The organism is Deltaproteobacteria bacterium (assembly GCA_020845775.1).
Lineage (GTDB): Bacteria > Bdellovibrionota_C > UBA2361 > SZUA-149 > JADLFC01 > JADLFC01.
Window position 1 is genome coordinate 1 of sequence record JADLFC010000001.1, and the last position, 11,856, is coordinate 11,856.

The 11,856-nt window shown below is 45.2% G+C and carries 12 protein-coding genes; 3 read left to right on the top strand and 9 right to left on the bottom strand.

Translation table 11 applies throughout. The annotated features are described in order from the left end of the window. Nucleotides 1-281: 281 nt before the first annotated feature. The 4 genes from fliD to IT291_00020 all read right to left on the bottom strand — a co-directional run bounded on the left by fliD (nt 282) and on the right by IT291_00020 (nt 4,383). Nucleotides 282-1,679 (bottom strand): flagellar filament capping protein FliD, encoded by a 1,398-nt coding sequence (gene fliD, locus IT291_00005; GenBank protein MCC6219605.1) that lies wholly within the window; start codon nt 1,677-1,679, stop codon nt 282-284. A 277-nt stretch (nt 1,680-1,956) separates the two neighbouring features. Then, a complete protein-coding gene (locus tag IT291_00010; GenBank protein ID MCC6219606.1) occupies nt 1,957-2,451 on the bottom strand; it encodes a flagellar protein FlaG in 495 nt (164 codons plus the stop codon). Between the two features lie 114 nt (nt 2,452-2,565). Beyond that, nucleotides 2,566-3,324 (bottom strand): NTP transferase domain-containing protein, encoded by a 759-nt coding sequence (locus IT291_00015; GenBank protein ID MCC6219607.1) that lies wholly within the window; start codon nt 3,322-3,324, stop codon nt 2,566-2,568. Nucleotides 3,325-3,333: 9 nt separating this feature from the next. Continuing rightward, complete coding sequence (locus IT291_00020) at nt 3,334-4,383, bottom strand: phosphotransferase (protein MCC6219608.1); 1,050 nt, start codon at nt 4,381-4,383, stop codon at nt 3,334-3,336. Nucleotides 4,384-4,411: 28 nt separating this feature from the next. Here IT291_00020 and rsmI point away from each other — a divergent pair, with 28 nt between their 5' ends. Beyond that, nucleotides 4,412-5,113, top strand: coding sequence for a 16S rRNA (cytidine(1402)-2'-O)-methyltransferase (gene rsmI / locus IT291_00025; GenBank protein ID MCC6219609.1), 702 nt, complete (start codon nt 4,412-4,414; stop codon nt 5,111-5,113). Between the two features lie 51 nt (nt 5,114-5,164). On the opposite strand, the gene IT291_00030 is transcribed toward rsmI, so the two are convergent. Further along, on the bottom strand, nt 5,165-7,348 hold the full coding sequence (locus IT291_00030; protein MCC6219610.1) for an enoyl-CoA hydratase/isomerase family protein: 2,184 nt from the start codon (nt 7,346-7,348) through the stop codon (nt 5,165-5,167). Between the two features lie 225 nt (nt 7,349-7,573). Here IT291_00030 and IT291_00035 point away from each other — a divergent pair, with 225 nt between their 5' ends. Beyond that, the gene (locus tag IT291_00035; GenBank protein MCC6219611.1) at nt 7,574-8,158 is read left to right on the top strand and encodes a hypothetical protein; all 585 of its coding nucleotides are present in this window, start codon (nt 7,574-7,576) and stop codon (nt 8,156-8,158) included. Beyond that, the gene (locus IT291_00040; GenBank protein MCC6219612.1) at nt 8,159-8,647 is read left to right on the top strand and encodes a hypothetical protein; all 489 of its coding nucleotides are present in this window, start codon (nt 8,159-8,161) and stop codon (nt 8,645-8,647) included. A 60-nt stretch (nt 8,648-8,707) separates the two neighbouring features. Here the strand turns inward: IT291_00040 and IT291_00045 are convergent, their stop codons facing one another. From IT291_00045 to IT291_00060, 4 genes are all read right to left on the bottom strand, one after another. Continuing rightward, nucleotides 8,708-9,880: a methionine adenosyltransferase gene (locus tag IT291_00045; GenBank protein MCC6219613.1), complete on the bottom strand. Its 1,173-nt coding sequence runs from the start codon at nt 9,878-9,880 to the stop codon at nt 8,708-8,710. A gap of 86 nt (nt 9,881-9,966) precedes the next feature. Next, complete coding sequence (locus IT291_00050; protein MCC6219614.1) at nt 9,967-10,221, bottom strand: hypothetical protein; 255 nt, start codon at nt 10,219-10,221, stop codon at nt 9,967-9,969. Nucleotides 10,222-10,412: 191 nt separating this feature from the next. Beyond that, complete coding sequence (locus tag IT291_00055; GenBank protein MCC6219615.1) at nt 10,413-11,054, bottom strand: sigma-70 family RNA polymerase sigma factor; 642 nt, start codon at nt 11,052-11,054, stop codon at nt 10,413-10,415. Between the two features lie 251 nt (nt 11,055-11,305). Continuing rightward, entirely contained in the window at nt 11,306-11,743 is a 438-nt protein-coding gene (locus tag IT291_00060) for a hypothetical protein (GenBank protein ID MCC6219616.1), read from the bottom strand. Nucleotides 11,744-11,856: the final 113 nt, after the last annotated feature.

Here is an 11,856-nt window from a genome sequence, read left to right on the forward strand (position 1 = left end):
CAACCTACTTTTGGGTTTTCGACTCTTAATGGTTGCGACTGCTTCACGACTAATAACTCCTTTGCTTAAATGCTATTCCAAGCTCTGGAGTCATTATCGAAAAATTTAGCAACGATGTTCTTACTATCTCACGCTAAGGAGCTTGGTAACTAGAAAGCATGTGTGATTTTAGTATGTTAAGATGCGGCACTTTAAGTAAGTTGTATTAACGCAGGGGCTCCGAGGGTAGTTTTTGGGGCGACGCTTTAAGGACGTGGCAGTTATAACGCCCTTAAACAGCGTTATAGCTGCAATATGGATGCAATGGCATTGGCGCCGGAGTTAAGCTTGCTCATGGTTGTTTCCAGATTCGTAAAAATGCGCCTAAGCCTTTCAACTTCACCATCTATGTTGCGCTCGATGCGAGCTATTTTTTCGTTCAAATTTTCTGTTCCACGCTTGTTCGCATCGACAGCGACGTCTATTAAGCCTTGATACTTTGTATATTGACTAATAGTGCCGTTAGTCCCAGCAACAGTATCGCCAAGCGTGTTTAGCAGTTTCTCCACTGCCTCAGGACTCTTCCCCATACCCTCCCTAAACTTTTCGCTATCAAAATCCAATGTCCCATCGCGTGCCGTCGTTACCCCCAAATCAGCAAAAATCTGAACCTCGCTATCGGCTATGCCGGAGTTTGCAGTAGCAATTGCGGACTTTAGCTCCGAAATGGCGCGCTCATCTATGGAATTTCTCGCAAGCGAGCCAAACACGTTGATAATCTCCCCCTCCTCATCAGTATCCTGCTCTACTTTACTCTCCTCTCGAGCGTATTTAATCAGCTCATTATATGCATCTATTACAGTTTGAAATTTTGCAACGGTAGCATCAACATCTTCTTGAACACTCAGCATGACGCCGCTAGCGTTAGCTTGCTTTAGTTCAAACGTCACTCCGGGAAGCAAATCACTAACAATATTGCTCGAACGCGATATGTCACCGAGCCCAGAAACATTGAACCTAGCATCACTAGCCTGCTCTAAAGTGGAGCTCTGAAAAATCCCCTCACTAGTAATCGCACTGGCAACGCTGACCTGCAATAATCCCGCCTCAGTCCCAGATTTCAAACCGCTAATTAACAATGCATATTGGGGAGCCTCTTCCGTAGAGGTATTAATTATAGAGCTACTTATACCAATATCGCTATTTTCGTTTATTTTATTAGCTAATTCGCTCAGCGTAGTAGTCTTATCAATTGCAATGCTCACAGTCTTTGCCGATTCACCACTACCTATGGCAATATCTATAGATGCCTCACCTGCTAAATTGGGAACGAGAGGCTCCTCATAGGATGAGAATCGGTCGTTAAAGGAAAACGTAGCAGCACTGGCTAAACTGGTTACGCTGACTTTCGTCGAACTCGTCAAAGCGCCACTTCCTGCAGAAATCGATACCGCCTCCGGATTTGAGCTCGTTCCGGTTTTGGATATGCCGCCTCCATTAAGCGTCATAAACCCCTTGAGCGCATCCTGCAAGGCAAGTAGCTTCGTATTAAATTCCTCCAAGGAATCAGTTTCGGATTCATTGCGCTTGACTTCGTTCTCTAACGGAATAATCGCGGTTCTTCGAGCATCGACCGTGGCCTTAATTATCGAATCCGTGTCGATCCCCGAGGCTAACCCCGCAAATGTTATTGTAGGCATAAGACTCTCCTCAGCTAAGGCGCTACCTAAGGGAAATTTCTCGCAATATTTATACCATTTACAAAAAGTAAAATATTTAACTTACTTTTTGTAAACGGTATATTCCTACTAAGGCAGCCCTATCAGAATATAGAAGGAGAATCGAAAGTTATAGCAATTGGCATTAGCGGAAAAGACAAACGCGGTTCGCAACGCGAATCCAAACGACATGTTCCTAGGCACATATTGCAGTGTAAGCAGGAAGAAATTACAGTCTAAACCTTACTATAATTTCAGCTTAGGCAATCTCCTTGACAAGTCCTATCCCACCGTTTTCGCGAAGGCTGTCGCGCATTTCGAGCACCTTCTCGGGAGGAAATTGCCGAATGATCTCGCCATTCTCGTCGACCACTTCGAACTGAAACTTCCCTTCGTCATCTTTGGTAAACCGAACCGACTTTGGAGATATCAAATCAGTAAGCTCCGAAGATAGCTCCTTAGCTTCATTAAGGGTTTGTTCGGCAGATTTATCCGTCTGACTACTTTCTCGAGGTGAGGACGATCCTTGCTCTACACTCTCTACATTGCTGTTTTCACTAGCAGAATTGGTTCCCAGCGCCACTCTAACCGCGTCCGAATCCTCCTCCACCACACCATTCGCATCGTCCCTGTGCGAGTTAAAGCGCGATGTCGCAGCCGCAACGTCGTGATCCCTCGTAATCGTAGGCGAACTTTTAACGCTGCTTACTGCGCGACCGTCTTCCACCGTGATGACGGTACTTTGAGCGTCCATTGCTCTATTTACTCCTAAAAAAGTCCAAATGAGACTGGTTATTACAGAACCAAATCTCACGGAGTTCCCATGAAGAGTAATTCGACCAGCTATTCACTAAACTTTAGGTGTTTCTTAGTTGGAAAAATTTTTGGCATCATCCCTTGCCTTGTCTAAGCGCTTAGGGGTGCCCACGTCATTAAAATATCCACTGTAAATATAATAACTTAGCCATCCTCCGCTATCTAATACCTTGGCAAAGGTATAATCTGCTAGCCCAAAAAAAATTCCCACAGGTGGCATATATGAGAAAATTGGTCTAGCGAGCACAGCGACTCCAACATACATGTAACCGCCCACTACATCACAGCCTTTCAAGTCGCCACTCAATAATCTGCTAATTCGACCCGCTCGGCAATCTATGCCTATATCCGTAAAATCACCTTCTCCCACACTAAACGGCCTTAAAACAAGCGTTGCAAGTGGATTTCTAGCGTCGCCTAAATGTTTTGCAAGAACATCCCGTAAGGGGAAATCAGCACCAAGCAGTATGTCGCTGTTAATGGTAAGCAGTTGTGCCCCACTAAAACGCGTCTCTATGTTCTTTACCGCTCCACCAGTACCCAATATAACGGGCTCATATAAGCACTCAATTTCGAGCCCCCAACGCGAGCCGTCACCCAGATGAGCCTTTAACTGCTCAGCCTCATAATGCAGATTTACAAACACCTTCCTAAAACCACATCTCGCTAACAGCTCCAAGTTCCAATCTATAATTGGCCTACCACCAACCTCAATCAGCGGCTTTGGCTTTCCAGCAGAAACACTGGCAAGGCGCTTTCCAAAACCCGCTGCCAACACCAAGGCTTCCATATTGGCTACTACATCACTCATACGCACATTTTACTTTATTTTTGTCTGCACTAAGTTTAGCAAATCTCCAAACGGGGTATCCCAGCCAACGTTCTGCACAATGGCATTTAAAGAAACGCCAATTCTACGCAAAGTCCCAGGAATCCATTGCTTGTACGAAACCAACCCGCGCTGAGTAGCGAGCTTAAAAAAACGCCCAACTACCTTTAAATCTCGCTGCAACAACACCATTCTATAGTCATTATCAAACGAGCTGCCATAAGCAGTCTTCTCACAAAAATATTTCAACAACATATCGTACCGCCTTGCGCCAAGCCCAACATCTGTATCGCGATCGTTTAACAATGCTACTAAATCGTAACATCGAGGGGCAAGCAAAGCATCCTGAAAGTCTATCACTCTAATGTTGCCGCCACTGTCGACTAGTAGATTCCACGAATGGAAATCGCGATGGCTTAAAACGTTTTCCTGAACCATGAGTTCACTGGCAATGCTCTCAAATATGCCCTCCAGTAAGGCACTAATCCATTCCTTGTCTTGCTCACCTTCCTGCAGAAAATCCTTAAATTCGTTCATCTCCTTTACATAAAGCGATTTGGTAAAACTTCTCGATAACGCAAAATGTTCTGCTGGCCGAACAACACTATGAATCTTGACTAACTCATCAACTGCACGGCGATACATAGCGTCTACACCTAAAACCTCTCCACCTGCCACATCGCCTGAAACGCTCTCCCTAAGAGCAGTCGCTAGTAATCTGTCGCCCAAATCTTCAATCAGCAAAATAGCTGGCTCATAATTGCGAAAATAGAGTTCTGGCACAGCAACCGAGTTTTCTCTTAGCAGCTCAGTAAGCCGCACATAAGCCTCATCGCAATTTAACACCTCGCCACCATCAACTTCGGCGCATTTGAGAGAATCAAACACCATCGCAACTATTGTTTGCGGCACACATTCACTCCCTTCTAGCGCAATTCTAAAATAGCGCCTCAAGGACGCATCCGGCGTAAGCGGAGAAATGCCGACTACGCGAATTCCACCTTGCCACTCGTTAACCACATTTCTTATAATATCGTCCATACTTATAACTCTAACGCCTTAAGCCCCTATGAATCAACAAGAAGACTTTTTTCTAACATCCGGCACATTATACGTCGTCTCGACCCCTATAGGAAATTTATCAGATCTGTCTCCTCGAGCAATTCAAGTCCTAACACGAGTTGATGAAATTTTAGCTGAAGACACTAGGTCTTTTTCCAGAATTGCACGAAAATTTTCCATAGCAACGCCAACAAAGAGTTTCTTTGAGCATAACGAACGAAACCGCACTAAGTCCATAATTGAGCAATTGCAGAGCGGCAAGACATTTGCTTTAGTCTCCGAAGCTGGCACTCCGCTAATTAGCGACCCGGGCTATCACTTAATTAAGCAATGCCATGACATGGGCATTCCGCTGACAAGCATTCCAGGCCCCTGTGCCGCAATAGCAGCGCTTTCTCTATCTGGCTTTGAAATTTCGCGCTTCTGCTTCGAAGGCTTTCTTCCCGTAAAATCCGGCAAGCGCATAAAAAAACTTAAAGAAATAATAGATAACGAAGTTACGACGATAACATTCGAATCGCCCTTTAGGATTCTAAAAACTGTTAAAGACATTGAGTCGATAGACCCAACGAAGGAAATATTCATCGCTCGAGAATTGACCAAGATTCACGAAGAGCTACTTCGCGGCCCAGCCTCGGAAATTCAAAAAAACCTAGCCAAGCGAGACAGCATTAAAGGCGAAATCGTCCTCATAATAAGCGCAAAATAATAGTTAGCACTGACTAACCCACTTGGCACGCAATCGCACTAGAACGAACCACTAAGCAACACTTTCTAAAAAAGTCTTGCGTTTTTTAGCTCGCGCCGCAATTCCGGAGCAGGGCGTAAAGCGCTCTCCGTGTTCTCTTTCTAAGTTTGTTAGCTTTTCCAGTATTACTTTGGCACCAACAGTATTGGCGTAATGCAAAATGCCACCCCTAAAGGGCGCAAAACCAAGACCCATCACTGTAGCTAAATCAATTTGTCCCGCTGCCTCGGGGCCAGCAAGACCAGCAACTTCCTCGTCGAGACACATTACCGCCTCATTTAACAGCCTAAGAATAAGTCTATCCGTAAGAGCGGCCCTCTTCTGCCTGTCGATAGCTACAGGTGCTGACACCTCAAGAACGCCTCTAACCGAGTTATCTAATACGGCTTTATTGCCATCTTCATACAAATAAAATCCCTTACCGCCCTTCTTCCCCTTGCGCCCTGCAGCAAGTAGCTTCGCAACGTAATGTGGGCCCGACATGCGCGAACCATAACTGTCCTCGATAATGCCAGACACTTCGGCTGCAACATCTAAACCTATCTCGTCTAGTAAACGAAACGGACCCATCGGCATACCAAATGAAGTTGCGAGTTCGTCTATTTCGGCTATACCAAAACCTTCCTTCAACAAGAAGGCTGCCTCAACTAGATAGGGTGTTAAAATGCGATTAACCAAGAATCCAGGAACCTCACTCACGATGACAGGATACTTGCCCATAGAAACTGCGAGCGCCGACGTAAATGCTATTGTGCGTTCATCAGTGTGCTTAGTGCAGACTACTTCGACTAATGGCATTTTCTCGACTGGATTAAAAAAATGCATTCCTACAATTCGACCGCGATGACTCACATCGGCCGAGAAATCGCTGATGGGAAGAGAGGACGTATTGCTGGCTAAAATTGCCTTGCTGTCTAACGTCCTATCGAGCTCTTCGAATATTTTCTTCTTTAATTCAAATTTTTCTGATACAGCCTCAACTACTATATCGACATTGGAAAGATTCCGCACATTCTCAACTAGTTGGAGGTTGCTAAGCACGGCCGCTACGCGATGCTTATGGCGCTTGCCTACTATGCCTTCGATAAGCGAAGCCGCCCGTGCACGCACTTCACTAATCGGCTCAACCACTGTCACTCTTAAGCCAGACATAACCATCGATGCCGCAATTCCAGCCCCCATCGTTCCGGCACCGATAACAGCCACGTGGGAGTTATTGAGCTGGAGTTTTGACGAACGCCAACGCTTGCTTGCCTCATCAGTTAACATGTATACGTGGACAAGAGATTTGCTTTCGGGAGTAACCAACAACTCGCCCAGCTTTTCTGCCTCCCTTTTAAGCCCAACTGTCATTCCCGCGCGCAAGCCAAACAAAGCTACATCCAGTGCGAGCAATGGCGCTGGATAATGTCCCTTAGTGCTAGTTAGCACTTGCTGCCTTGCCTTCTTAGCAACAAGTGCACGCCCTAAACCAGAATGGGTGAGCAATTTGTCTCTAACCGACAGCGGTCGGCGAGCAATCCGCTTTTTCCCCAAAATTATTTCGGCAGCCTTCTCTTCCAGCAACTCCAACATTCCACGCTGATTTGCGCCCCTTGCCTCATTCCGCACCAAAAAGTCCACCAACCCCAATTGGACCGCTTTATCTGCCGATACTACCGAACCTTTTAAAATAATATCTAAAGCCGCTGGCAAGCCAATCAACCTAGGAAGCCTTTGAGTCCCACCAAAACCAGGCAAAATACCTAGCTTTATTTCTGGCAATCCAATCTTCGTGACAATTGAATCACTAGCAATGCGATAATCACATGCAAGCACTAACTCGCATCCCCCACCAACACATGCTCCGCTAATAGCTGCGATAGTTACACAAGACAAAGCATCGAGCTTATCAAAAACCGCTTGCCCCCTCTGAGCTAATTGCGTAGCTAATTTCCGATCTGAAATCTCTTTTATTAGATTAATATCAGCGCCGGCGCAAAAGATGTTTTCGTTGCGGCCAACAATTATGAGACCACGAACATCTTTTGCCTCACTTATTGCTGCTATAGCTTTTTCAAGCGAAGAAAGACTATCTTCTTTAAGTGTAAATACACTCTTATCGGTGGATCCCAAGCGAATAGTAGCAACGCCACCGATAATCTCAAGAAACACCTCTCCGCCAAAATCAGTACCCTTATCTCTTTTTGTATCCATCGCCTCTATAATCTTGTCTTTAATAAGCCACTAATTTGCTCAACACCTTTTGAGATATACTATTATACAATGACTGGCTCAACAAAAGTTTAAAACCATCTATAAACATTAACTGCACTGTCTATAGTATTACAGTAGAATCAGCGCTAAGTAAGTATTGCAATTGCCAAAAACTAAGCAGTGAAGCTATATATTTTAGTTATAGTCAATTGAGGATCTCAATAAATGAAAATGAGAAAAACTGAGCTCACCTTCGGCCTGATAATAGCTATCTTGCTGCTACTGTCTATAGGATCAAGCCTTATCTCTTGCAATAGAGGAGAGAGGAATTCTAATACTGTAGATTCGGCGGAACTAGAAGAAAGCGAAGAGACAAAAGTTAAATCGCTAACAGTTAAAGTAGCAGGAGCCATGCAGCAAGAATTCGCCATCACCGCAGAGGATTCAGCATCCCTAAACGGAACCTGCAACCCCGACATGTGGGCTAATTTTGGCATACAGTTCAGATCTCCGGGCTATTCATGGCTCGCTGTTACGTTGATGACGAAAGAAGCCATTCAAACCGGACAAACCGGTGATATTCCCTTAGATTGGATTGATTTCTCATATTTCGATGAGCAAAATAACTCTGTAACTTATAAGGGCAAGGGAACTTTTAACATTAGCGAGCACATTGGCAAGGCAAGCGATAGAAGGCTTAAGGGCATACTAAAGGGAACAAAGCTAGAAGGGCAGAGTGGGGCGGAAGGCAAGAATATCGATCTAGAAGCTGAGTTTGATTTAAATTACTCCTGTGGAGTTGAAAAGTAAGTGAAATCTATATTGGCCGTTTTATTTCTGAGCGTGAGCACCTTCTCGCTCCCACTTCAGGCGCTAGCGTGTTCTTGTACCGAACCTGCATCGATAGAACAGGCCTTTAATGAGGCGTCGCTAGTATTCCTAGGCCGCGTTAAAAAAATTAGAGAAAACCCGCTTAGAAAAGGCCAAAGAGAAGTTACGTTCGCCATCACGACTTTATTTAAGGACGACACAGAAACCGAACAGAAGCTAGAGCAAGTCTTGATATATACGCCTATGGATGAAGCAATGTGCGGGGTTAATTTTGCGATTGAATTTGACTATTTAGTCTTCGCCAATGGCACTCCAGCTCACTACAAGACTAATCTTTGCATGAACAACAAAGCTATCGACATAGCGACAGACGACGTCAAAGAACTTGAAAAACTCACTAACGCCAGTCAAGCAGAGTCGGCACAATTACCGATGCCGCAAAGCAAAAATAGATCATTGGGAAATTAACTTTTGCGAACCATCTAACCTCTACTCAGCAGAGTGCCGAGTAGAGGTTAGATATTCGAACTACAATAGGTTTTGAAGTTTCTGACTCAATCCAGTTCCTTCCCAGCTAAAGCTGCCATCAGCTTCGACTTCTCGGCCAAAATGCCCATAAGTAGCTGTCTTCTCGTATATTGGTTTTAATAAACCAAGCGCCTCAATAATACCTCTAGGGCGTAGGTCAAAAGTCTCTCTTACCCGTTCTACGATTCTTTCCTCGTCTACCTTGCCAGTTCCAAAAGTATCGACATATACGGACACTGGCTGCGCTACGCCAATTGCATATGCTACCTGCACCTCACAACGAGACGCCAGTCCCGCATGGACGACATTTTTCGCAATATACCTAGCTGCATAACAAGCCGAACGATCCACTTTGCTCGGGTCTTTCCCTGAGAAAGCTCCTCCACCATGCCTGCTATACCCACCGTAAGTATCGACTATTATTTTTCGTCCGGTTAAGCCAGCATCGGCAAGCGGCCCTCCTAAAACGAAACGCCCTGTCGGATTAATAAAATATTTAGTTGCCGATGTTAAAAACCTATCTGGAATTACCGCGCGAACTACTTCTTTAATTACGAAGTCAGAAATGGTGCTGAGATCTACTTCCGGCGTATGTTGCGTAGAAACAACAACTGTATCGACGCATTTTGGCTTTCCATTTTCATAGTGCACGGTAACCTGCGACTTGGCATCCGGTCGCAAGTAGTCTACGATGCCGGCACGCCTTACGTCCGCTAAGCGATGAACCAACTTGTGACTAAGAGAAATAGGAAGCGGCATTAGCTCTGGGGTCTCGTCACACGCAAAGCCGAACATCAAGCCCTGATCACCTGCTCCCTGCTCCTTAGATGCGCCGTCCTTTTCGTCCACACCCATCGCTATATCCTGTGACTGCTTGCTAATATGTACCAAAACTGCGGCACTGTCGGCATTGCAACCGCAATCCTCAGAAACATATCCGATCTTTTTAAGCGTATTGCGAACTACAGTGTCGTAATCGATGTGACCATTTGACGTAATTTCGCCGGCTAAAAGCACCAAGCCCGTCTTTACCAAAGTCTCGCATGCCACGCGACTCCTGGGATCCTGTTTTAGAAGCGAATCCAAAACCGCATCGCTGATCTGATCCGCCACTTTATCCGGGTGTCCTTCAGAAACCGATTCTGAAGTAAAAAGAAAATTCTTAAGAGCCATTACATTATTCCTCCAAAGTTAAGTTAAAAAAAAACAACACTCTGTCGTTTGCCGACAAACAAACATTATTAAAGTTCACATTTTTGCTAAGGACCGAGATAACTTCTCAAAAACCCCAGGCAGTGATAAGAGTTACCTGCAAATGCAAGCGTCGTGCTCCCGTGGAACGACTTAGCAAACTCAGATATGAAATATTTCAGAAAACTTAAAGCGGCAAGATGCGCATAATCGGTAGGAAGTTCGCAATCGCAGCACGAGAACGGCGGAGAACTCCCCGACCCCAAACTTCTTACCGACAATTCAGAAAAACGAGACGGCGACAGCATTCTTACGTTATCCACTCACGATTATTTAGAGAAAGCCAACAAAGGGCATACCGTCCGACACACCCTTAGATGCAATGTGAAGTGCTAGGAATAACTAGAATCCGATGACTCGTCAAGTCTAGTTCATCGAAGTTATTAAAGGGGCGTGTTTTCGGACACGCCCCTCAGGCCGGACAACAAATGAGGCCTAAAAGATCCAACCTAATTTATGCGGCAGAACGCATACTCTGTTTCGTAGCGGGGAAGATTTGAGTGTCGCTACTGTAATCTTGGTAAAATTTAACAAGGCGCTTTCTAAGCATTAATCGAGCTCGGTGCAGGCGGGATTTAATGGCGGGAATGCTTAATTTAAGGAGCTCGCCAACTTCCTTATTTGACAGCCCATCTACATCCCTAAGTATAAACACTGCGCGATAATCGTCGGGTAATTTATTAATGGCACTCTCGAGCGCCATCTTTATCTCGTTGTTAAACGCTAACGAGTCGCTGCGCGCTCCGTAGGTGAAGTTGTCGGCAACTTCTTGCTTTTGGAGCTGCGGTAGCAGGTCAGTCAACGATACGCTTTTGTCCTGCTTTTTCTTTCTTAGCTTCATAAACGAAGCATTAACGGTAATGCGATATAGCCAGCTAGAAAACTTAGCTTTGCCCTCAAAACTAGCAATCTTCCGATATACCGTCACAAATACGTCCTGCAACACTTCCTCTGCATCCTCACTATTGCGCGTTAGTCGCAAAGCAAGATTGTGCGCCTTAGTCTCATAGCGGCTAACTAGCTCTTCAAAACTCGCGTTGCAACCCCTTTTAAACCTTTCGATAAGCTCGTTATCGCTAATCTGTATAGATGCCATAATATCCTCCAAACAAGTCCAGTCCGTATTGCACTACTTTGCGGCATTCGCCTTCCTCACAGAGGGAACACTACACAAAGAAAACTAAAGACTTGTCATGGATTTGTAATAATTATGAAAAAGTTTGGTAAAGAATGCTATTGGCGAGTCGAAAACACGCCTGCACAGGCGCTATAAATTAAGAAAACAACAAGAGAGCCTAAAGAGTTCTATAGATATGTCTCAGGAATGGCCCATTATGGCCCATTATCCTACCGAAAAGTAGGCGATGCCGGGCCTTGATATGGAATATTCGGATTTTTGCCCAAGTATCTTTCGTTCCAAGATTTAGTCTCGTTATTTCCCCAGCTAGACGAATCGTAGACCTGATTCCTAATTGCATCAATCTGCTTTGAAGTATCGCTAACTGGCAAGGACTTCCGAACAACTACTTCATGCCTCGATAGTTGCGCATCGTCATACATCAGTCCACCAGCCAATAGCCCAAGACCCGCACCTACAGCTCCACCGGCGATTGCCCCCTCCTTGGCTACGTCCGCCTGATCCCCTAAGAAATAACCCAAACCTCCGCCAACCCCTGTGCCAATTAGAGTACCAATGAGCCCCTCCGAACTATAACTGCTCCGCATAGAACAACCACTCATGGCAAAAAAGCCAACAAACACAGTCACAAACCATACGCGTCTCATCGCGATTCCCCCCGAGGTGTTGCGTTAACTATTTAATATTACAGCTTATTTTGGCACCTGACGAGAACTCAACTCAGACAAGAGCCACCTTCTGTATCTATCCCTTTAAGGAA